This is a genomic window from Arthrobacter melezitosi, from assembly GCF_054511055.1.
This window is the reverse complement of record NZ_JBTNDJ010000006.1, coordinates 192,612-214,731: the sequence shown is the minus strand read 5'-3', so window position 1 is coordinate 214,731 and position 22,120 is coordinate 192,612. Positions and strand designations below refer to the sequence as shown.

The following is a 22,120-nucleotide window of genomic DNA, read 5'->3' as shown; positions in this document are numbered from 1 at the left end:
CAGCCAAAAAAACCAGCCCACCACACGGGGTGCGGCAGACCAGCCAATTCAACCAATCAACAAACAATCGGTATCAACAAACTTGGCACACTATTGAGTTCTCAAACAACAGGCACTACCGGCACCAAACAACCCGCAAAACCAGGCCATCATCGCTCCGGAGCAACTTTACAAGCTTACCCGCACCAACCCATCCCCGCAAATCCGCTCCCCCGCCCCGGCACCGGACACACCGGCACCACCGACAGACAAACCAACCCGCAACAACAGACACCAAACCAAGACCACCCCGGCACACGTGCACAGCACACGCCGGAAACAGCCTCAGAAAGTAGTGTGGGTTTCGCCGCCCTCACCGGGGCAACTCAACAACTATACGACGCCCCACCACCAAACACAAATCCCCACCCCACCCCCCAAAACCCCGGGGATCCCCGCGCCCGGCAACCGGCTCCGACCGCCCGCCCGGTCAGGTCGGGATTCAGGCCGGCCCGACCTCCACCATGGCGAGGGTGCGCTTGCCCCTGCGCACGAGCGCGTAGCGGCCGTGCAGGAGCGCCTCGGGGCCGATGGCCGCGTCGGGGTCGGTGACCTTGATGTTGTTCACGTAGGCTCCCCCCTCGCCCACGGTCCGCCGGGCGGCCGAGTTGCTGGCGGAGAGGCCACTGGCGGTGAGCAGCTCAACGACGGTGGGGTTCCAGGCCGGAAGGGTCACGGCCGGCAGTTCCGCGGTGGCCGCCTTCAGGGTGGGCTCGTCCAGCCCGCCGAGATCGCCCTGGCCGAACAGGGCCGCGGAGGCGGCGATCACCTTCTCGGTGGCGTCGACCCCGTGGATCAGTGAGGTGACGTCGTAGGCGAGGGTGCGCTGGGCCTCGCGCAGGTGCGGCCGCTCGGCGGTAGCCTGCTCGAGCGCCTCGATCTCAGCGCGCGTCCGGAAGGTGAACACCTTGAGCCGGTCGATGACGTCGGTATCGGCCGTGTTCAGCCAGAACTGGAACATCGCGTAGGGGCTGGTCATGGCGGCATCGAGCCAGATGGCGTTGCCCTCGCTCTTGCCGAACTTCGTTCCATCGGAGTTGGTGATCAGCGGCGTGCCGATGGCATGGACGGCCTTTCCCTCGGCCTTGCGGATCAGCTCCGTGCCGCTGGTCAGGTTGCCCCACTGGTCCGAACCGCCGGTCTGCAGCACGCAGCCGTAGCTGCGGAACAGTTCGAGGAAGTCCATGCCCTGAAGCACCTGGTAGCTGAATTCGGCGTAGCTGATGCCCTCGTCGGAGTTGAGGCGGGTGGCGACGATGTCCTTCTTGATCATGGTGCCGACCCGGAAGTGCTTGCCGACCTCGCGCAGGAAGTCGATGGCGCTCATCGGCGCGGTCCAGTCGAGGTTGTTGACCATGCGCGCCCCGTTCGGGCCGTCGAAGCTGAGGAAGCGCTGCACCTGGCCCTGGAGGTAGCCGACCCATTCGGCCACCGTCTCCTTGGTGTTCATGGTGCGCTCGGCCGTGGGCCGCGGGTCCCCCACCAGCCCTGTCGAACCGCCGACCAGGGCCAGCGGCCGGTGCCCGGCAAGCTGGAGCCTGCGCATCACCAGCAGCTGCACGAGGTTGCCCAGGTGCAGGCTCGGCGCCGTCGGATCGAAGCCACAGTAGTAGGTGGCCGGTTCGCCGGCCAGGAGCTTCTCGAGTTCGACCTCGTCCGTCGAAACGTGGACGAGTCCGCGCCAGCGCAGCTCCTGCCACACGTTGGGGAATGAGGGGTCGTTCTGCTGGGCTGTCAGGCCCCGGTCTGAGGATTCTGTCGTCTGCGGCACAGCATCCAAATTATCAGCCCTCGATGCCCTCCGGGATCGTGCCGGTCGTAATCAGCCGCAGCCGCTGGGTGGGGCGCGTCATGGCCACGTACAGGTCCCCCACCCGGGCGGTGGCCGAATCGAGCATGAGCTGCGGCTCCAGGATGGTCACGCCGTCGAACTCGAGGCCCTTTGAGCCGCGCGGGGTCAGCAGCACGATGTCCTGGGTGGGGCCACCGGCTCCGGAGCCGACGCGGTCGCCGTATTCGGCCGTGAGCGCGCGCCGCACGGCCTCGAGCTGGTCCTCGGGGGCGATGACGGCGAGCAGACCGCCGTCGACAATCCCGAGTTCCTCCGGCACGGCCTTCAGCAGGGCGGGGATCAGGTCGGAGACCCGGTCGATGACGGGCGCGTACCGGCCCTCGCGGACGGCCTTGGGCGCGGAGATCACCAGGCCGGCGGCGGTGGCCATCCGGACGGCGGCCTCCGCGATCTGCGCCGGGGTCCGGTAGTTCACGGTCAGCTCCTCGAGCTGCCAGCGGTCGCCCACGAAGGGTTCGAGCGCCTGGCCCCAGGAGCGTGAGCCGGCGGCGGAACTGGTCTGGGCGATGTCCCCCACCACGGTGAAGGACTTCACCGGGCAGCGCCGCATCAGCAGCCGCCACTGCATCGGCGAGAGCTCCTGGGCCTCGTCGACGACGATATGCCCGAACGCCCAGGTCCGGTCCCCGGCCGCGCGCTCGGCGGCGCTGAGCCGGACGGCCGACACGGCATTGTGCTGGGCCAGGGCCTCGGCGGTGACGACGCCGTCGACGCCGGAGTCCGCCAGGGACGCGTTGACGTTCTCCAGGGTGCGCTCGGCGTTGGCGAGGTCCCGCCGGCTCTCCGCCTCGCGGGCGGCGGTGTCCCTGCCGGCGGAGGCGTCGAGTTCGCCCAGCAGTTCGGCGGCCTCATCGAGGAGCGGGACGTCGGCCTCGGTCCAGGGGGCGTCGGCCGGCCGCAGCAGCAGCGCACGGTCCGCCTCGCTCCAGTGCGGCGCGGCCGCTGCGAGGTGGGCCGGCTTGCTCAGCAGTTCGGTGATGAGCTTCTCCGGGGTGAGCGGCATCCAGGCGAGGTTCAGCGCGATCCGTACGTCCCGGGAACTGCGCACGTCTTCGGCGAGGTAGGAGCGGTCCGCGTTGTTCCCGGGGCCGGAGGACGCCTCGAGCTGCTCGGTCAGCTGCTCGGTCAGCTCGCGCAGCAGGATCTTCACGAACGTGACCCTGGCTTCGTTGTGCGGCTTCCCGGTGGCGCGCGCCCGGTCCCGTGCCCGTGCCACCTGGCGCGGGGTGAGGGTCAGCAGTGTGCCTTCGACATTGAGCCGCCGGGGCTCGGCCGGGATGCGCTGGCGGTTGGCGACGGCGTTCCGAACGATCTGCGCCATCTCGAGCCGGCCCTTGAGCGCCGCGGCCCCCTCATTGTGCTCGGGGACCGTGCTGATGCCGGGCATCAGGGTGCCGATGCCCGCCATCACCACGCCCGTCTCGCCGAGCGAGGGCAGCACCCTCTCGATGTACTTCATGAACGCGTCGGTGGGGCCGACGAGGAGCACCCCGGCGGACTTGAGGCGGTCGCGGTGGGTGTAGAGCAGGTAGGCGGCACGGTGCAGCGCCACGGCGGTCTTGCCGGTGCCCGGCCCGCCCTGGACGACGGTGACCCCGGAGAGCGGGGCCCGGATGATGCGGTCCTGCTCGGCCTGGATCGTGCCCACGATGTCGGACATCTGGCCGGTCCGGCGGGAGTTGAGGGCGGCCAGCAGCGCGCCCTCGCCCTGCAGCGACTCGTCGTCGCTCAGCAGTCCGGCGTCGAGGACATCGTCCTCGATGGCAACCACGTCGCGCCGGGAGAGGATCAGGTGCCGGCGGCGGCGGACGCCCATCCGCTCGAAGGCCGTCGCCTGGTAGAAGGTTCCCGCCTCGGGCGCCCGCCAGTCGATCATCAGCTGCTGGAGGTCCTCCGTGGAGAGCCCGATCCGGCCGATGTACCGCTCCTCCCCGTCATCGAGGTCGAGGCGGCCGAAGACGAGCCGGTCGTCCACGGCGTTCAGCTGGGCGAGGCGGTCCTCGTACATGGTGGCGAAGGCGTCGCGTTCGGAGCGGTTCTGGTGGGAACCCGCGGCGACGCTGCGGCGCACCTCCGCGAGCTGCCGGGCCTTCTCCTCCCGCAGCTGGTCAAGCCGCCGGTACAGGCCGTTCACGTACCCGCGCTCGTGCTCGAGTTCGCTCTTGGCCTGGGACGTTTCATGCATGATGGGTTCCCTCCCGGAAAGGCAGACCGTCAATTCTATCTGACTATCGTGCGCAGAACCCTACATGGTCGAGAGCGCATGCACCCGGTGCCCCGGCAGCAGGTCGCGCCCGGCCAGGGCCGCCAGTTCGAGCACGACGCCGCACCCGATCACCTGCGCGCCGCCGCGCTCGAACAGGCGGGCGGCCGCCGCGAGGGTCCCCCCGGTGGCGAGCACGTCGTCGAGCACCAGGACACGGGCGCCCGGGGCGATATCGTCCCGGTGGATCTCCAGGGTCGCCTGGCCGTACTCGAGGTCGTACTGCTCGGAGTAGACGCTGCGCGGCAGCTTGCCGGCCTTACGGACGGTGACCACCCCGGTTCCGGCGGCGTAGCCGACGGCGGCCGCGAGCAGGAACCCGCGCGCCTCGATGCCGGCCACCACATCGAAGGCGCCCCGGAACGGCTCGATGAGGGCGTCGATGACGGTGCGGAACGCCGAGGCATCGGCGAAGACCGGGGTGAGGTCGCGGAAGACGATCCCGGGCAGGGGAAAGTCCGGCACCGGGGCGCAGAGTTTTTCGACGAGGTCGCGGGCGGAGCCGGGTTCCGGGGGGCCCGCTGGGCTGATCTTCACCCCATCACCTTACGGGCACTCCGGGGTTTCGCGGGCCGGTACTTCGAGACGGTGGGCTCGTCCGGCAGCCAGAAGCGCCAGGGGTACTCCGCGGTCCCGCCGGGGCCGCTCAGCCCGACCCGCGGACCGGTGGCGTACCCTCCTGCCGGTACGGGCGTCCCGGGCAGCTCGAGGCGGAGCGGCGCGGCGAAGACGTCGGCGCCGTCGAACCGGCGGTCGAGGCCGAGCGCCTGCGCCAGGCGGGCGGGCCCCCGGGCGAGGTCGAGGTCGGTCCGGGGCTGCCCGCGGCGGGCGCAGGCCGTGGCGATTCCCTCGACGACCTCCCCGGCGCGCAGCAGCAGGCCCCCCGCGCGGCCGTCCTCGCCGCACACGACGTTGGCGCAGTAGTGCATGCCGTAGGTGAAGTACACGTAGAGGGTGCCCGCCGGTCCGTGCAGGGCACCGTTCCGCGCGGTCCTGCCCCGGAACGCGTGCGACCCCGGGTCCTCCGTCCCGAGGTATGCCTCGACCTCGGTGATGCGGATTGTCACCGGCCCCTCCTCGCCGGTATGGGTGAGGAACGCGCCGAGCAGCAGCGGGGCCGCCTCAAGCGGGCTCACGGCAAGGCGGCTGCGCGCCGGGTGGGAAACGGGCGCGGCAGCAGGCACTTCGGCAGCAGGCGCATCGGGGGCAGGCAGGTGGACCACAACGGTTCACGGTAGCAAGCCGGCCCGTCCGCGCTCCAACCCGCGGCACCGACGGCGATGTCCGAAACCCGCTAGGTCGGCGTCCGGAAAGCTGAAAGGATGAAGCAATGGACTTCTGGCAGCAGTACCGCGCGATCGACGCCCGTGACGTCCGTTTCGACGGCCAGTTCGTCACGGCGGTGTCGAGCACCGGTATCTACTGCCGGCCCTCGTGCCCCGCGAAGACCCCGAAGCCCGCGAACGTCCGCTTCTACCGCACCTCCGCCGCGGCTCACCAAGCGGGGTACCGCGCCTGCAAACGCTGCCTGCCCGAGGCCGTGCCCGGCACCCCCGAGTGGAACCTCCGCTCGGACGTGGCGGCACGCTCGATGCGGCTGATCGCCGACGGCGAGGTCGACCGCTCGGGCGTCGGCGGCCTCGCCGGCAAGCTGGGGTATTCGACCCGGCAGCTGAACCGGATCCTGCGCGGGGAACTCGGCGCCGGTCCGCTGGCCCTGGCCCGGGCCACCCGGGCGCAGACGGCGCGGACGCTTCTGACGGCGACGTCGATGAAGCTTTCGGAGGTCGCGTTCGCCGCCGGCTTCAGCAGCATCCGCCAGTTCAACGACACGGTGCAGGAGGTCTTCGACCTCACGCCGTCCCAGCTGCGCGGCGCTGACTCACGCCGCCGGCCGGCGGCCGGTTCCGCTTCCCGGCAATCAGGCGGTGCGGCCGCCGCCTTCCCCTCCCTGGTCCTGACACTGCCGGTGCGCGCCCCCTACGACAACGGCATCTTCGGCTTCCTGGCCGCCCGCGCGGTGCCCGGGGTGGAGCAGGGAAGCGGGGAAAGCTATGCGCGGCTGGTGCGGCTTCCCGGCGGGCAGGGCTGGTTCCGGGCGTTTCCCGTACCGACGGGCACTCCCGGCGGCCTGCGGGTGGAGCTGCGCCTTGAAACGCTCAGCGACCTGCCCGTGCTGCTGGCCCGCATCCGCAGGCTCTTCGACCTCGACGCCGATCCCGCGGCCGTCGACGGCGTCCTCTCCGGCAGCCCGCTGTTCGCACCGCTGGCGGCAGCGGTTCCCGGAATACGGCTCCCCGGCGCGGTGGACCCGGCGGAACTGCTGATCCGGGCCATCATCGGCCAGCAGATCACGGTGCGCGCCGCGACGGGCGCGCTCGCCGCCCTCGCCGGGGCGGGCGCGCCGTCGGCCCTGTCCCAGCCCGGCTTCGAGCGGCTCTTCCCCGACCCGGCCCAGATCGCGGAGGTGGCAGGAAGCGTGCTGCGCGGCCCGGCCCGGCGGATCGAATCGGTGCGCCGGACCGCCGCGGGCCTGGCCGACGGCAGCATCGGACTCGGCGTCGAGGACGACCTTCAGTCACTGACGGAGCGGCTGCTGCCCCAGCCGGGGATCGGCCCCTGGACGGTGAACTACGTGGCCATGCGCGTGCTTGGAGCAACCGACATTCATCTGGGCAACGACGCCGCGGTCCGGAACGGGTGGGCGGCCCTCACCGGGACCGGGAGGCCTGCCGGCGGGGCTGCCGCGGACCGGGCGCACGCGGCGGCCGCCCTTGCCGGGGGAATGGCGGCCGTCAGCCCCTGGCGTTCGTATGCGACCATGCACCTGTGGCGCGTGGCCGCCGGACCCCCGGCGCGGGCGGGCACCGGCCGCCCCTCAGCAGCCGGCCACCCCTCCCCCGAACCTCCGGCCCCCGCCAAGGAACCAAAGGACACTCAATGACAACCTCCATGACCACGACCATCCCCACCCCGGACGGACCCTTCACGATCATCGAGCACGATGGGGTCGTACTCGCCTCGGGCTGGACCGCCGACACGGCGGACCTCACCGGGCAGATCCACCTCACCCTCAAGCCGGTCTCGATGAGCGCCGCCCCCGCCGAACTCCGGCACATCACCAGCGCGGTCGAGGCCTACTACGACGGCGACCTCGCGGCCATTCTCGAGGTTCCCGTCCACCAGCTCTCCGGGCCGTTCCGGACCCGCGCCTGGGAGGTGCTGCGGGAGGTGCCGCCGGGCGAGCCCGTCACCTACGCCCAGTACGCGGCCCTGACCGGCAAGGCGACCGCCGTGCGGGCGGCCGCGGCGGCCTGCGCGCGCAACGCCGCGGCCCTCTTCGTTCCCTGCCACCGGGTGATCCGCACCGACGGCAGCCTGGGCGGGTTCCGCTGGGGTCTTGAGGTCAAGCGCCGGCTCCTCGACCGGGAGGCTTCGGCGGACCGGGCGCAGGGGCAGCTCGCGCTCGGCTGACGCGGTTCAGCCGGCGGGCTGCAGCTGGCGCCGGTAAAACTCCTCGAGGACCCGGATCTTGCGCTCGCTCCGGTGGGGTGAGCCGCCGGCCAGGCTGACGGTGACCGCGTCGAGGTGTGCATGCCAGCGGGCCATGAGCCGGGGAAGGCCCTCGCGGTCCTCCACCACGGCGCGCACCGTCACGCGGGTGCGCTTCTTGCCCTCGCGGGTGAGGTCCACCTCGGCCAGTTCGACGAAGGGCTGGTCCTCCGGGTCCGCGGTCAGCGCGTCGTTGACGAGGAGCAGTTTCCCGTCATAGCGGCGGTCGAAGCGGACCAGCGGCACGCCCTCCTCCTCTTCGAGCACGCCCATGCTGGGCGAGAGGGTGAAGCGCCGGCAGTAGGCGTCCCGGAGTGCCGTCCAGTCCGCGGCCGGTCCCCCGGCGGGCGCACCCGCGGCGGCCGCCCGCAGGGCATCGAGCATCAGCTGCCACCCCGCCGCCCCTTCGGCCAGGAAGTCGTCGGTCTCAGGGTGCAGCCGGAGCTGGAGCAGGGTCCCGCCGTTGCTGGGAAGCACCCGGAACTCGACGATGGAGACGAGGCCGAACCCGTCCTCCCAGGTGAACTGCAGGCTGGTCGGCGGCTCGATGTGCACTACGGTGCCGGTGACCGTCCCGCCGCCTAGCTCCAGGGAGAATTCCTTCCCCAGCTTCAACCCGGGGGTGAGCCGCCCCAGCCAGCGTTCGAGCTTCGGCGGCGAGGTCAGCAGCTCCCACAGGTAGGACCGGGGATAGTCGAACTGCTCATCGAAGGCCAGCACGTGGTTCCCCTGGACCTGCTCGACGCGCCCGGTGGGAACGGGGAGGGGCGCAACCGGGGCCCGGCCGGGCAGGGTGCCGGCCGGGGCACCCCCGGACGGGGCCGGGCCGGGCAGGGTGCCGCCGGCAGGGGTTTCGGTTTCGGTGCTGGCGTCCATTGTCCCTCCCGGTCGGTTAGCCACAACCTACCCCGGCTCCGGGCCCGGCGGAAGACTCCCCCGGCAGCCCGTCAGGGCCGCCGGGCGCCTCAGGGGACCGCGGGAGCCGCGAAGGCCGCCGCCTGCCGCAGTTCGCGCCCGAGGGCCTCGAGCTGGCGGGCCACGGCGGCCGGTGCGGTGCCGCCCTGGGCGTCCCTGCTGGCGAGCGATCCCTCGACCGTGAGGACCTCCCGGACCCCGGGGGTCAGGGCGGGCGAGATTCCCGCGTAGTCCTCGTCGGTGAGATCCTCCAGCTCCACCCCGCGGCCCTCCGCAAGCCGCACCGCCGCGCCGGACAGTTCGTGCGCCTCGCGGAACGGCACCCCCTGTCGAACCAGCCATTCCGCGATGTCGGTGGCCAGCGCGAAGCCCTGGGGCGCCAGTGCCGCCATCCGCTCGGTGGAGAAGGTAAGGGTGGCAATCATCCCGGACACCGCGGGGAGCAGGAGCTCCAGGGTGTCGACGGCGTCGAACACCGGCTCCTTGTCCTCCTGGAGGTCCCTGTTGTACGCGAGCGGAAGTCCCTTCAGGGTGGCGAGGAGCCCGGTGAGGTCCCCGATGAGCCGGCCGGCCTTGCCGCGGGCCAGCTCGGCGACATCGGGATTCTTCTTCTGCGGCATGATGGAGGACCCCGTCGAGAAGGCGTCATCAAGGGTCACAAAGGAGAACTCCCTGGTGGCCCAGAGGATGACCTCCTCGCTGATGCGGGAGAGGTCGACGCCGATCATCGCCGCGACCCAGGCGAATTCGGCGTAGACATCGCGCGACGCCGTGCCGTCGATCGAGTTGTGGGTCGCCGAGTCGAACCCGAGGTCGGCGGCCACCGCCCCCGGGTCGAGTCCCAGGGACGAGCCGGCCAGCGCGCCCGAGCCGTAGGGCGAAACCGCCGCGCGGCGGTCCCAGTCCTGCAGCCGCTGGACATCGCGCAGCAGCGCCCAGGCGTGGGCGAGCAGGTGGTGGCTCAGCAGGACCGGCTGGGCGTGCTGGAGGTGGGTCCGCCCCGGCATGGGGGCTGCCGGGTGGGCCCGGGCCTGGCCAACGAGGGCCTCGATCACCGAGATCACCCCGTCGGCGATGATCCGCGCATGGTCGCGCAGGTACATGCGTCCCAGCGTGGCGACCTGGTCGTTCCGGGAGCGCCCGGCGCGCAGCCGGCCGCCCAGCTCGGCGCCGGCCCGCTCGATCAGCCCGCGCTCGAGGGAACCGTGGACATCCTCGTCCGACTCCGCCGGGGTGTAGGCCCCCGACCGGACATCGGCGTCGAGCGCGTCCAGGGCCTTCAGCATCCCGGCCAGCTCGTTCTCATCCAGCAGCCCGGCCCGGTGCAGCACACGGGCGTGGGCACGGGAGCCCTCGATGTCGTACGTGGCGAGGCGCCAGTCGAAGTGCGTCGACTTGCTCAGCGCCGCCAGGGCGTCGGCGGGCCCGCCGGCGAACCGGCCACCCCACAGCGACCCGGCGTTGGTGCTTCCGCTGGCGCGGGCCTCCATGTCAGGCCCCCGCCCGCTGGTCGCGGCCCGAGGCCACCTTGGAGGACAGGCCGAAGATCTCGATGAAACCGCGCGCCATCGACTGGTCGAAGGTGTCCCCGGTGTCGTAGGTCGCCAGGTTGAAGTCATACAGCGCCGTCTCGGAGCGGCGGCCGGTGACGGTGGCCCGGCCCCCGTGGAGCTCCATGCGGATGTCGCCGCTGACGTACTTCTGGGTGTCCTCGAGAAAGGTGTCGAGGGAGCGCTTCAGCGGGGAGAACCACTGGCCGTCGTACACGAGTTCGGTCCAGCGCTGGTCCACCGTTTTCTTAAAGCGGGCCTGTTCGCGCTCGACGGTGACGTTCTCGAGTTCACGGTGCGCCGCGATCAGCGCCATCGCGCCGGGGGCCTCGTAGATCTCCCGGCTCTTGATGCCCACGAGGCGGTCCTCGACGATGTCGATCCGGCCCACGCCCTGGGCGCCGGCCCGGCGGTTGAGCTGTTCGATCGCCTGCAGCGGAGTCACGGGGCTGCCGTCGATGGCGACGGGGATGCCGGCCTGAAAGGTGATGACGACCTCGTCGGGCGCCGGCGAGAACTCCGGGGCGTCCGTGTAGTCGTAGACGTCCTTGGTCGGACCGTTCCAGATGTCCTCGAGGAAGCCGGTCTCCACGGCGCGGCCCCACACGTTCTGGTCGATGGAGAACGGGTTCTTCTTCGTGGTCTCGATCGGGAGGTTGTTCTCCTCGGCGAAGGCAATGGCCTTGTCGCGGGTCAGCGCCAGGTCGCGCACCGGGGCGATGCACTTCAGGTCTGGACCGAGGGTCTGGATGCCGACCTCGAAGCGGACCTGGTCGTTGCCCTTGCCGGTGCAACCGTGGGCCACGGTGGTGGCACCGAACTGGCGGGCCGCGGCGACGAGGTGCTTCACGATGACCGGGCGGGAGAGGGCGGAGACCAGGGGGTAGGCGTCCATGTACAGGGCGTTGGCCTTCAGGGCCGGCATGCAGTACTCGTTGGCGAACTCGTCGCGGGCGTCCGCGACATAGGCTTCGACGGCGCCGCAGCCCAGGGCGCGCTGGCGGATCGCCTCGAGTGACTCCCCGCCCTGCCCGACGTCGACCGCCACGGCGATCACCTCGGCGCCGGTGGCCTCGGCGATCCAGCCGATGGCCACGGAGGTGTCGAGTCCGCCGGAGTAGGCGAGAACAATGCGTTCGGTCACGGGGTGTGCTCCTTGGGTGTATCCCCGGACACGGCGTCCGGGTGGGGGTTTGGGGGGACAGCGGGTTCTCCCGCGCTGAGGGGGTCGCGGGCGAAGTTGAGGAAGCGTTCGGCGACCTCCGCGCCGCCGTTCGGGTCGCGGGTCACGAGCATCACGGTGTCGTCCCCGGCGATGCTGCCAAGGACCGAGGGCATCACCGAGTGGTCGATCGCCAGGGCCAGGAAGTTGGCGGCGCCCGGCGGGGTGCGCAGGATGACGAGGTTCGCCGAGGCTTCGGCGGTGACGAGGAGTTCGGCGCACAACCTGCCCAGCCGCGCGTCGAGGATCTCCTGGGTCAGCCCGGTCTGCAGGGCGCGGCCGCCGCCCTCGCCCGGCACCGCGTACACCAGGGCGCCGTCCTTGCCGCGGATCCGCACGGCGCCGAGCTCGACGAGGTCCCGGGAGAGGGTCGCCTGGTTCACCTGGACGCCGTCGGCGGCCAGCAGCGCGGCCAGTTCGGCCTGCGAGCGCACCGACTGCTCGGTGAGCAGGGAGGTGATCCGGGCCTGGCGGGCGGTCTTCGTCGCCGGCCGGTGCGATTCGCGGGTCATGTCGAACCCTCCGCCCGGTCGCGCAGCAGCCACGCCAGCAGCGCCTTCTGGACGTGGAGGCGGTTCTCCGCTTCGTCCCACACCACCGACTGGGGCCCGTCGATGACGTCCGCCGAGATCTCGTAGCCGCGGTAGGCCGGCAGGCAGTGCAGGACGATGGCGTCGGGGCGTGCTCGGCCCATCGCGGCCGTGTCGACGCCGTAGGGGCGGAACAGCTCGAGCCGTGCCGCCTTCTCCTCCTCCTGGCCCATGGAGACCCAGGTGTCGGTGGCGACGACGTCGGCGTTCCGGAGGGCCCCGGCCGGGTCCGTGGTGACGAGCACCGAGCCGCCGGTCGCCGCGGCCCGCTGCCGGGCCGCCTCGACGACGGCGCCGGCGGGCAGGTGGCCCGCGGGCCCGGCGATCCGCACGTGCATGCCGGCGGTGGCCCCGGCGAGCAGGTACGAGTTCGCCATGTTGTTGCCCGCGTCGCCCAGGTACGCCAGGGTGAGCCCGGGGAGGTCGCCCTTGCGCTCGCGGATGGTCATCAGGTCCGCGAGCAGCTGGCACGGGTGGTAGTCATCGGAGAGGGCGTTGATGACGGGCACCGAGGATGCCGCGGCCATCTCCTCGAGCCCGGCCTGCGCGTAGGTCCGCCACACGATGGCCGCGGTCATGCGCTCGAGGACCTTCGCGGTGTCGGTGATCGACTCCTTGTGCCCGAGCTGGGATTCCCCGGCGCCGATGATCAGCGGGGAGCCGCCCAGGTCGGCGATGCCTGCGGCGAAGGAGATGCGGGTCCGGGTGGAGGTCTTGTCGAAGATGACGGCCACCGTGCGGCGCCCGTGCTCTCCGCCGGCCAGGGGGGCGAGCGCGTAGGGGTCCTTCTTCAGCTCATCGGCGAGGTCGAGGACCTCCCGCTGCTCCGCGGGGCTGAGGTCGGTGTCGACGAGGAAGTGTCGGGTCATGATGCGGCTCCTTGCGCGGCGGTGAGGATCCCGGGGAGGGCGGCCAGGAAGGAGTCGGCCTGCCCGGGGGTGAGGATCAGCGGGGGCGCGAGCCGCAACGTGCGCTCGGAGGTGCTGTTGAGAATGAACCCGGCGTCGAGCGCGGCCGAGACCGCCGCGGGTGCGTACGCCCCGTCGAGGTCGAAGCCGATGAGCAGCCCGGCGCCGCGGGTCTCCACCACCCCGGGTACGGCGGCAAGCCCCGCGCGCAGGTGCGATCCCAAGGCGCGGGCATGATCGAGGGCGCCGGTCTCCTCGAGGACGGCCAGGGTGGCGAGGCCCGCGGCGCCGGCCACCGGGTTCCCGCCGAACGTCGTGCCGTGCTGTCCGGGCGTGAGCAGGCCCGATGCGGGCCCGTAGGTCAGCAGCGCGCCGATCGGGAACCCGCCGCCGAGTCCCTTGGCCAGGGTCATGGCGTCCGGGACGATGCCCGCGTCCTGGTGGGCGAACCAGGAGCCGGTGCGGCCGATGCCCGTCTGCACCTCGTCGATGATCAGGAGCGCGCCGTGGCGCGCCGTGACCTCCCGCGCGCGCCGCAGGTAGCCCGCAGGCAGGGGCCGGACGCCGGCCTCGCCCTGGATCGGTTCGAGGAACACGGCGGCAACCGTGTCATCGACGGCCGCGGCCAGGGCCTCGATGTCGCCGAAGGGAAGGTGCTCCACTCCGCCCGGGAGCGGGGCGAACGGTTCCCGGTAGGCCGGCTTCGAGGTGAGCGCCAGGGCACCCATGCTGCGCCCGTGGAAGGCGCCCTCGAGGGCCAGGATCCGGGTGCGGGTGGGCGGGCCGTTACGCCGGGCCAGCTTGAACGCGGCCTCGGTGGCCTCGGTCCCGGAGTTGGTGAAGAAGACGCGGGAGCCGTCCGGGGCTCCCGCCAGGGCCAGCAGCTTCTCGGCGAGCGCGACCTGGGTGGGGCTCGTGAAGAAGTTCGACACGTGGCCCAGGGTGGCCAGCTGGGCGGAGACCACCGAGGTGATGAAGGGGTGGGCGTGGCCCAGCGTGTTCACCGCGATGCCGCCGAGCAGGTCGAGGTAGGTGTTGCCGTCGGCGTCCTCCACCGTGCATCCGCTGCCGCGCACGAGGGCACGCTGCGGGGTGCCGAAGACGCCGAGGAGGGAGGAGCCGTACCGGGCGAGCCAGTCCGCGCCGGAAGCCTGAGTGCCCATTGGTGAGCCGAGCCGCGCCAGGAACTCCGCTCCCCCGGCCTCGGGCACTCCCCCGGTCCCGCCGCCCATGCCCGGACCTCCGCCGCTCATGCCCGGGCCCCCGCCCGGTGTGCGGCCGCGTCGGCCACGACCTGGGTGCCGATCCCCGCGTCGGTGAGGGTTTCGAGGATCAGCGAATGGGCAAGGCGCCCGTCGATCACGGAGGCGCTCCCGACGCCGCCGTCGACCGCCTTGAGGCAGGCCTTCATCTTCGGGATCATGCCCGCGGCCAGGGCGGGCAGCAGGTCCCGCAGCTCGCCGGCCGGGAGGGAGGAAATCAGCGAGTCCCTGTCGGGCCAGCTGCGGTACAGGCCCTCGACGTCCGTGAGGATCACCAGCCGGGAGGCGCCCAGGGCCTCGGCGAGGGCCGCGGCGGCGGTGTCGGCGTTGACGTTGAGCACCTGCCCGGTTCCGGCGCCGGCGCCGTCGATCTCCGGTGCGACGGTGGAGATCACGGGAATGCGCCCGGCTTCGAGGATGTCGAGGATGGCGCCGGGGTTGACACCGGTGACCTCCCCCACGAGGCCGAGGTCGACCTCCTGCCCTTCGACGACGGTGCCGGTGCGCACCGCCTGCAGCAGGCCGCCGTCCTCCCCGCTCAGGCCCACCGCGTAGGGGCCGTGGGCGTTGATCAGGCCGACGAGTTCCCGGCCCACCTGGCCGGTGAGCACCATGCGCACCACGTCCATGGCCTCGGCGGTGGTGATCCGCAGGCCGCCGGCGAATTCGGATTCGATGCCGAGGCGGCCGAGCATGGAGCTGATCTGCGGGCCGCCGCCGTGCACGACCACCGGGCGGACGCCGACGTGGTGGAGGAACACGATGTCCTCGGCGAAGGCGCGCCGGAGCTCGTCGTTGATCATGGCGTTGCCGCCGTACTTGATCACCATGGTGGTGCCGGCGAAGCGCTGGATCCAGGGCAGGGCCTCGATCAGGGCGGCGGCGGTGCCCTGCGCCCGGAGCAGGCCGGCGGTGGAGGCGGCGGAGTGGGTCACGGTGGGTCCTCGCGTCAGCTCGAGTATGCGGAGTTCTCGTGCACGTAGTCGTGCGTGAGGTCGTTGGTCCAGATGGTGGCGCTGGCCGTCCCGGCGGCGAGGTCGATCTCCACGGAGACCTCCCGGCCCGACAGGTCGACGAGCTCACGGGGATCCCCGATGCCGCCGTTGCGGCAGATCTGGACCCCGTTCATGGCGACGTTGAGGCGGTCGGGTTCGAACGCGGCGTCGGTGGTGCCGACGGCGGCGAGGACCCGCCCCCAGTTGGGGTCGTTGCCGAAGATCGCCGTCTTGAAGAGGTTCGAGCGGGCCACGGCCCGCCCCACCGTTTCGGCGTCGGCCTCCGAGGCGGCGTTCACCGTGGTGATGGCGATGGTGTGGCTCGCCCCTTCGGCGTCGGTGATCAGCTGGGAGGCGAGGTCCAGGCAGACTCCGGTGAGGGCCCGGGTGAACTGCGCCGGGTCGGCGGGAACACCGCTGGCACCCGAGGCGAGCAGCACCACCGTGTCGTTGGTGGACATGCACCCATCGGCGTCGGTCCGGTCGAAGCTGACCCGCACCGCGGCCCGCAGCGCGGCGTCGAGCTGGGCGGGGGCGAGCACGGCGTCGGTGGTGAGCACCACGAGCATCGTCGCGAGTCCGGGCGCGAGCATTCCGGCGCCCTTGGCCATCCCCCCGATGGAGTATCCCTCGCTCGGGGCGTCCGGGGAGCCGGGGTAGCGCGCCTCCTTGGAGACGGTGTCGGTGGTCATGATGGCCTCGGCGGCGGCCGCGCCCCCGCCGGAGCTGAGGGTGCCCGCGGCCGTCGACACCCCGCGCAGCAGTTTGTCCATCGGCAGCTGCTCCCCGATGAGCCCGGTGGAGCAGACGAAGACGTCCGCCGCGGAGACGCCCAGCAGTTCCGCGGTGACCTCGGCCGTGCGGTGGGTGTTGGCGAAACCTTCGGGGCCGGTGCAGGCGTTGGCGCCCCCGGAGTTCAGGACGACGGCGTCGACCCGGCCGTCGGAGACGACCTGGCGCGACCAGAGCACCGGCGCGGCGGCGACCCGGTTGGTGGTGAACACCGCGGCGGCATGCTTCAGGGGTCCGTCGTTGACGACGAGGGCGACGTCGGGCCCGCCGGAGGCCTTGAGTCCGGCGGCGGCGCCGGCGGCGCGGAAGCCGCCCGGGGCGGTGATGCTCATGGTGCTGTCCCCTGGAGGGTCAGGCCCGTGGTCTCTTCGAGGCCGAGGGCGATGTTCATTGACTGGACGGCCCCGCCGGCCGTTCCCTTGGTGAGGTTGTCGATGACGCAGCTGACGATCACCCGCCCTGCGTGCTCGTCGAAGGCAAGCTGGAGGTTCGCATAGTTGGAGCCGAGCACGGCCTTCGTCACCGGCCACTGCCCCTCCGGGAGGAGCCGCACGAACGGCTCGCCGGCGTAGGCGCCGTCCCAGGCGGCCCGGAGCGCCTCCGCAGTGGTGCCGGGGCGCACCCGCGCGGTGGCGGTGGTGAGGATGCCGCGCGCCATCGGGGCGAGGGTGGGCGTGAAGGAGATCCGGACCGGCTCTCCGGCGGCGGCGCTGAGGCCCTGTTCGATCTCCGGGGTGTGCCGGTGGCTTCCGCCGACACCGTAGGGGCTCATGCCCCCCATCACCTCGGAACCGAGGAGGTGCGCCTTGGCGGCCTTCCCTGCCCCGGAGGTGCCGGAGGCGGAGACCACGACGACGTCGTCGGGCTCCAGCAGGCCCGCGGCGAAGCCGGGGACGAGGGCGAGCAGGACCGACGTCGGGTAACAGCCGGGCACGGCGATGCGGCGGGCACCGCGCAGCGCCTCGCGGTGCCCGGGAAGTTCCGGCAGGCCGTAGGGCCAGGTGCCGGCGTGCGCCGAGCCGTAGAAGGCCTCCCAGGCGGCGGGGTCCTCGAGGCGGTGGTCGGCGCCGGCGTCGATCACGAGCGTGTCCGGGGACAGCCGGGCGGCGATCCCGGCGCTTGCGCCGTGGGGCAGGGCGAGGAAGACGACGTCGTGGCCGCTGAGGATCTCGACGGAGGTTTCCTCCAGCACGCGGTCGGCGAGCGCGTGGAGGTGCGGCTGGAGCGCACCGAGCCGCTCACCGGCGTTGCTGTGGGCGGTGATGGCGCCGATTTTGACCTGCGGATGGGAGGCGAGGAGGCGCAGCAGCTCCCCGCCGGCGTACCCGCTGGCTCCCGAGACGGCAACAGAAAGACTCATTCCGCCAGCATACGGCAGTTTTATGCACTTATCTACATAGTTATGCAGACTGCGGCCGCCGTCATGCGTGGCGGCACGGGATACCTGCGCCTAGCATGGGGAACTCAACCCAACGAACGGAGCCCAGCATGCCGAAGGCCATTGTCGTCACCGAGACCGGCGGACCCGGGGTCCTGGTCAGCACGGAGGTGCCGCGCCCGGTCCCGGCGGGCACCCAGCTGCTGGTCGAGGTCGCCGCGGCAGGAGTCAACTTCATCGAGACCTACCAGCGCAGCGGCGCCTACCCCGTGGAGCTTCCCTTCACCCCGGGCGCCGAGGCAGCCGGTGTCGTCGTCGAACTCGGGCCATCGGCGGCGGGGTTCTCCGTCGGTGACCGGGTGGCCTTCGCCGAGGGCGCCGGCACCTACGCCGAGTACGCGCTGGTGGAGGCCGACAAGGCCCTGCCGGTGCCCGACGGGGTGGAGCTGGAGACGGCCGCCGCCGTCGTCCTGCAGGGCCTCACCGCCCACTACCTGAGCAACTCCACCTTCCCGGTGGCTTCCGGGCAGACCGTGCTGACCCACGCGGGCGCGGGCGGCGTGGGCCTGCTGCTGATCCAGCTGCTCAAGGCCAAGGGGGCCCGGGTGATCACGACGGTATCCAGTCCCGGCAAGGAGGAACTGGCCCGCGGGGCCGGGGCGGACGAGGTGCTCGGCTATGACGGGTTCGACGAGGCGGTCCGGGAACTGACCGGCGGCACCGGCGTCGACGTCGTCTACGACGGGGTGGGCAGGGACACGTTCGAGGGCTCGCTGAAGTCGCTGCGGGTCCGCGGCACGATGGTCCTCTTCGGGGCCGCATCGGGTGCGGTGCCGCCGATGGATCCCCAGCGCCTGAACCACGGCGGGTCGCTGTTCCTGACCCGGCCCTCGATCAACCACTACCTGCGCACCGCCGAGGAGCGCCGCTGGCGCTCCGGCGACCTGTTCGGGGCCATCACCGCCGGCGCCCTGGACGTGCGCATCGGCGCGAGGTATCCGCTGGCCGATGCGGGGCGCGCCCATGAGGACCTCCAGGCCCGCCGGACCACCGGGAAGGTGCTCCTGATCCCCTGACCCCCTGAAATCCCGAGCCCGAAGGACCCGGCGGAAGACGACGGCGGCACCGGGTGCAGCCGCGCTGCATCCGGTGCCGCCGTCGTGCCCCTAACGCTGGACGGCGCCGAACCGGTCCGCGGCCACCGCGATGGCGGCGCCGCGGGCGGCGCTCGCCTCCTCCGCGGTCAGCGTACGGTCCGGTGCGCGGAAGCGCAGGGCAAACGCGAGGGACTTCTTGCCCTCATCGATGCCCGGGCCCAAATACACGTCGAACAGGCTCAGGTCCTCGAGCAGATCCCCCGCGCCCTCGCGCAGGGCCTCGAGCACCGCCGAGGAGGGAACGTCGTCCCCTACGACGAGCGCCACATCCTGGGTGGAGGCGGGGAAGGTGGAGAGGTTCCGCGCCACGATGACATCCGGCGCGGCCTCGAAAAGGAGGTCCGCGTTGATCTCGAGCGCGACGGTCCGGGCCGGCAGGTCCGAGGCCGCCGTCAGCTTCGGGTGCAGCTCACCGGCGTAGCCGAGGATCTCCCCGCTGCGCAGGCGGATGCGTGCCGTGCGCCCGGGGTGGAAGGCCTGGTGCGCGCCCTGCTCCACGACCACGTCGACGCCGGTGACCTCGCCCATCAGGCGCACGGCGTCCACCGCGTCGGCCCAGTCCCAGGCCCGCGGCGTCAAGCCCGGCGCGGCGGACGCCTCATGGCCGGCGTAGACGGCGGCAATCATCTGGGGCTGGTACGGGATGCCCTCGTACAGGGCATCGAGCACCTCCTCCGGCGGGCGCACGCCCAGCGGAGGGATGCTCCCGGTGCCCATGGATTCACCCGGGAGGAACACCAGGCCGGTCTCCATCAGGGCGAGGTCCCGGAACCCGCGGGAGACGTTGCGCCGGACGATGTCGAGCAGGCCCGGCAGCACTGAGGTGCGTAGGTACCCGAGTTCGGCGCTGAGCGGGTTCGCCAGCTTCACGGCCGGGGCCGGGACGCCCTCCTCGGCGGACCCGAAGGTGTTGTTGGAGTCCTTGGAGACGAACGGGTAGGACAACACCTCGGTCAGCCCGGCGGCGGCGAGCGCGTTGAGGAGGCGGCGGCGCTGCTGCTGGAGGCGGGTGAGCCCGCGCCCCGGCGGCGCCGTCGGCAGCGAGGAAGGGATCTTGTCGAAGCCGACGAGCCGGATGATCTCCTCGGTGAGGTCCTCGCGGGTCTCGAGGTCCGGGCGCCAACTCGGAGGGACCACCCGGTGGCCGCCGTCGTGCGCGGTGACCGTGGCACCCAGGTCCTCGAGTGTGCCGGTGATCTGCTCCGGGGTGAAGTCCAGCCCGATCAGGCGGGCGGGGAAGCCTTCGGGCAGGTCGATGCGGCGCGGCTCCGGGGCGGTCCCGACGTCGGTGGCGGCCGTGTCGGCGGTGCCCCCGGCGAGTTGGACGATGAGTTCGACGGCGCGCTGGGCCGCGATGTCGGCGACGTGCCAGTCGACGCCGCGCTCGAAGCGCTTCGAGGCCTCCGAGGGCAGGCGGTGGCGGCGGCGGGAGCGGCCGATGCTGACTTCCTCGAAGTGCGCCGATTCGATCAGCACGTTGGAGGTGGCGGCGGAGACCTCGGTCGCCGCACCGCCCATCACCCCGGCGATGCCGATCGGCCCTGAGGCGTCGGTGATCAGCAGGTCGCCCGGGTCGAGGGCGCGCTCCTTGTCGTCGAGGGTCTTCAGCTTCTCGCCCTCGGTGGCGCGCCGCACCACGATGTCGCCGGACAGCCGGTCCAGGTCGTAGAAGTGGAGCGGCTGCCCCAGTTCGAGCATCACGTAGTTGGAGATGTCGACGACCAGCGAGATCGAGCGCATTCCGGCAAGGCGCAGGCGTGCGGCCATCCAGGGCGGGGTGGGCCGGGTCGGATCGACGCCGCGCACGGTGCGCGCCACGAACCTGTCGCATCCGGGCCGGCCGTAGATCGGGGCCGCATCCTCGAGCCGCACGGGGTAGCCGGGTCCGGAGGCCTCGGGCACGGTGACGGCGTCAGCCGGATCGGTGAACTTGGTGCCCGTGGCGTGGGCGTATTCGCGGGCGACCCCCCGGAGGGAGAAGGCGTACCCGCGGTCGGGGGTGACATTGATCTCGGCGGCCTCATCGTAGAGTCCGAGCAGTTCCATCGCGTCGGAGCCCACCTCGGGGTCGAGGCCCAGGGTGGAGAGCACCAGGATGCCGTCGTGGTCCTCGCCGATGCCCAGCTCGCGCACCGAGGCGATCATGCCGGCCGAGAGGTGGCCGTAGGTCTTCCGCGGGGTGATGGCGAAGTTGCCCGGCAGCAGGGCGCCGGGCAGGGTCACGACGACCTTGTCGCCCTCGGCGAAGTTGTGGGCGCCGCAGACGATGCCCTGCACGCCCGAGGGGTCGATGCCCTCGCCGGTCAGGGTCTGCTCGGCGCCTACGGGTACCACGCGCACCTGGCACCAGTTGATCGTCTTGCCGTTGGACTGGGGCTCCTTCACCACGCTGAGCACCTGGCCCACGACGATGGGGCCGCGCAGCTCGGCGGTGGGCCGGTGGACCGCCTCCTCCTCGAAGCCGACGGTGACCAGGTCGGCCAGAACGTCTTCGGCTGTGGCGTCGGCGGGCACTGCGGCGAACTCCCGCAGCCATGAAAGGGGGATTCTCACTTAGATCTCCATCCCGAAGTGTTGGCTGAAACGTACGTCGCCCTCGATCATGTCGTGCATGTCGCTGACCTCATTGCGGAACATGAGCGCCCGCTCGATCCCCATGCCGAAGGCGAACCCGGAGTACACCTCGGGGTCGATCCCGGCGGCGCGCAGCACGTTCGGGTTGACCATGCCGCAGCCGCCCCACTCGATCCACTGCGGTCCGCCCTTGGCTCCGGGGTGCCAGATGTCCAGCTCGGCGCTCGGCTCGGTGAAGGGGAAGTAGTTCGGCCTGAGGCGGACCTTGGCCTCCGCTCCGAACAGCTGCCGGGTGAAGTGCTCGAGGGTTCCCACGAGGTCGGCCATCGTGAGGCCCCGGTCGATGGCGAGGCCCTCGAACTGATGGAAGACCGGCGTGTGGGTCGCATCGAGCTCGTCGGTGCGGAAGACCTTCCCGGGGCACAGCACGTAGATGGGCAACTCGCGTTCAAGCATGGAGCGCACCTGCACCGGGGAGGTGTGGGTGCGCAGCACCAGGTGGGCGCCGGGCGGCTCGACGAAGAAGGTGTCCTGCATCTCGCGCGCCGGGTGGTCCGGCTTGAAGTTCAGGGCGTCGAAGTTGAACCACTCCGACTCGAGCTCCGGGCCCTCGGCGATCTCCCAGCCCATGCCGACGAAGATGTCGGTGACGCGTTCCTGCAGGGTGGACAGCGGGTGCCGGGCACCCAGGCGCCGCCGCCGGGGGGCGGCGGTGACGTCGACGGCCTCCTCGACGAGGATCCGGGCGTCGCGCTCGGCTTCGAGTTCGAGGGTGCGGGCGGCGAGCGCGGCGTTGATCCTGCCGCGGGCCGGGCCGATGTTCTTGCCGGCGGCGGCCTTCTGGTCCTTGGCGAGGGCGCCGATGCCGCGGTTGGCCAGGCTGAGGGCCGACTTCTCCCCGGTGTGGGCAATCCGGACAGCCTTGAGGGAATCGAGGCTTTCGGCCGCCGCGATGTCGGCCAGGGCCTTCTCGACCGCCGCCGAAACGGCCGCGGCGTCAAGGGGGTCCGGGATTTCGGCGCCGGGGCTCCCGGCCCCGGCTTGCTCGTGGGAGTTAGACATCGGGATGGC

The 22,120-nt window shown here is 71.8% G+C and carries 18 protein-coding genes; 3 read left to right on the top strand and 15 right to left on the bottom strand.

Annotated features, from left to right (window positions below; all coding sequences use genetic code 11):
- Positions 1 to 481: 481 nt before the first annotated feature.
- The 4 genes from tyrS to ACX80W_RS09465 are packed head-to-tail and all read right to left on the bottom strand — an operon-like array spanning position 482 to position 5,338.
- On the bottom strand, positions 482 to 1,810 hold the full coding sequence (tyrS, locus tag ACX80W_RS09480) for a tyrosine--tRNA ligase (protein WP_459282601.1): 1,329 nt from the start codon (positions 1,808 to 1,810) through the stop codon (positions 482 to 484).
- Positions 1,811 to 1,823: 13 nt separating this feature from the next.
- Positions 1,824 to 4,076 carry a HelD family protein gene (locus ACX80W_RS09475; RefSeq protein WP_459282599.1) on the bottom strand — a complete coding sequence of 751 codons (2,253 nt, stop codon included), beginning with the start codon at positions 4,074 to 4,076 and terminating at the stop codon, positions 1,824 to 1,826.
- Positions 4,077 to 4,136: 60 nt separating this feature from the next.
- Positions 4,137 to 4,691: an adenine phosphoribosyltransferase gene (locus ACX80W_RS09470; protein WP_459282597.1), complete on the bottom strand. Its 555-nt coding sequence runs from the start codon at positions 4,689 to 4,691 to the stop codon at positions 4,137 to 4,139.
- Positions 4,688 to 5,338 (bottom strand): DNA-3-methyladenine glycosylase, encoded by a 651-nt coding sequence (locus ACX80W_RS09465; RefSeq protein ID WP_459282631.1) that lies wholly within the window; start codon positions 5,336 to 5,338, stop codon positions 4,688 to 4,690. Before ACX80W_RS09465 ends, ACX80W_RS09470 begins: the two co-directional genes overlap by 4 nt.
- 146 nt (positions 5,339 to 5,484) lie before the next feature.
- Between ACX80W_RS09465 and ACX80W_RS09460 the strand changes: the two genes are divergently transcribed.
- Positions 5,485 to 7,098: a DNA-3-methyladenine glycosylase 2 family protein gene (locus ACX80W_RS09460; RefSeq protein WP_459282595.1), complete on the top strand. Its 1,614-nt coding sequence runs from the start codon at positions 5,485 to 5,487 to the stop codon at positions 7,096 to 7,098.
- Positions 7,095 to 7,628: a methylated-DNA--[protein]-cysteine S-methyltransferase gene (locus ACX80W_RS09455; protein WP_459282593.1), complete on the top strand. Its 534-nt coding sequence runs from the start codon at positions 7,095 to 7,097 to the stop codon at positions 7,626 to 7,628. Before ACX80W_RS09460 ends, ACX80W_RS09455 begins: the two co-directional genes overlap by 4 nt.
- Positions 7,629 to 7,634: 6 nt before the next feature.
- Here the strand turns inward: ACX80W_RS09455 and ACX80W_RS09450 are convergent, their stop codons facing one another.
- The 9 genes from ACX80W_RS09450 to argC all read right to left on the bottom strand — a co-directional run bounded on the left by ACX80W_RS09450 (position 7,635) and on the right by argC (position 17,300).
- The gene (locus tag ACX80W_RS09450; protein ID WP_459282591.1) at positions 7,635 to 8,582 is read right to left on the bottom strand and encodes an SRPBCC domain-containing protein; all 948 of its coding nucleotides are present in this window, start codon (positions 8,580 to 8,582) and stop codon (positions 7,635 to 7,637) included.
- Between the two features lie 89 nt (positions 8,583 to 8,671).
- On the bottom strand, positions 8,672 to 10,111 hold the full coding sequence (argH, locus tag ACX80W_RS09445) for an argininosuccinate lyase (protein WP_459282589.1): 1,440 nt from the start codon (positions 10,109 to 10,111) through the stop codon (positions 8,672 to 8,674).
- 1 nt (position 10,112) lies between these two features.
- Positions 10,113 to 11,315, bottom strand: a complete 1,203-nt coding sequence (locus ACX80W_RS09440) for an argininosuccinate synthase (RefSeq protein ID WP_459282587.1) — start codon at positions 11,313 to 11,315, stop codon at positions 10,113 to 10,115.
- Complete coding sequence (locus ACX80W_RS09435) at positions 11,312 to 11,905, bottom strand: arginine repressor (protein WP_459282585.1); 594 nt, start codon at positions 11,903 to 11,905, stop codon at positions 11,312 to 11,314. Before ACX80W_RS09435 ends, ACX80W_RS09440 begins: the two co-directional genes overlap by 4 nt.
- Positions 11,902 to 12,852, bottom strand: a complete 951-nt coding sequence (gene argF / locus ACX80W_RS09430; protein ID WP_459282583.1) for an ornithine carbamoyltransferase — start codon at positions 12,850 to 12,852, stop codon at positions 11,902 to 11,904. Before argF ends, ACX80W_RS09435 begins: the two co-directional genes overlap by 4 nt.
- Positions 12,849 to 14,054 carry an acetylornithine transaminase gene (locus ACX80W_RS09425; RefSeq protein ID WP_459282630.1) on the bottom strand — a complete coding sequence of 402 codons (1,206 nt, stop codon included), beginning with the start codon at positions 14,052 to 14,054 and terminating at the stop codon, positions 12,849 to 12,851. The genes argF and ACX80W_RS09425 overlap by 4 nt, the downstream gene beginning before the upstream one ends.
- A gap of 86 nt (positions 14,055 to 14,140) precedes the next feature.
- Entirely contained in the window at positions 14,141 to 15,088 is a 948-nt protein-coding gene (gene argB / locus ACX80W_RS09420) for an acetylglutamate kinase (RefSeq protein ID WP_459282581.1), read from the bottom strand.
- A 14-nt stretch (positions 15,089 to 15,102) separates the two neighbouring features.
- Positions 15,103 to 16,272 carry a bifunctional glutamate N-acetyltransferase/amino-acid acetyltransferase ArgJ gene (gene argJ / locus ACX80W_RS09415; RefSeq protein WP_459282579.1) on the bottom strand — a complete coding sequence of 390 codons (1,170 nt, stop codon included), beginning with the start codon at positions 16,270 to 16,272 and terminating at the stop codon, positions 15,103 to 15,105.
- The gene (argC, locus tag ACX80W_RS09410; RefSeq protein ID WP_459282577.1) at positions 16,269 to 17,300 is read right to left on the bottom strand and encodes an N-acetyl-gamma-glutamyl-phosphate reductase; all 1,032 of its coding nucleotides are present in this window, start codon (positions 17,298 to 17,300) and stop codon (positions 16,269 to 16,271) included. Before argC ends, argJ begins: the two co-directional genes overlap by 4 nt.
- A 128-nt stretch (positions 17,301 to 17,428) precedes the next feature.
- Between argC and ACX80W_RS09405 the strand changes: the two genes are divergently transcribed.
- A complete protein-coding gene (locus tag ACX80W_RS09405) occupies positions 17,429 to 18,394 on the top strand; it encodes a quinone oxidoreductase family protein (RefSeq protein ID WP_459282575.1) in 966 nt (321 codons plus the stop codon).
- A gap of 90 nt (positions 18,395 to 18,484) precedes the next feature.
- Here ACX80W_RS09405 and pheT read toward each other — a convergent pair whose 3' ends face one another.
- Entirely contained in the window at positions 18,485 to 21,028 is a 2,544-nt protein-coding gene (gene pheT, locus ACX80W_RS09400) for a phenylalanine--tRNA ligase subunit beta (protein ID WP_459282573.1), read from the bottom strand.
- Entirely contained in the window at positions 21,029 to 22,111 is a 1,083-nt protein-coding gene (pheS, locus tag ACX80W_RS09395) for a phenylalanine--tRNA ligase subunit alpha (protein WP_459282571.1), read from the bottom strand. It abuts the gene before it with no gap.
- Positions 22,112 to 22,120 lie beyond the last annotated feature (9 nt).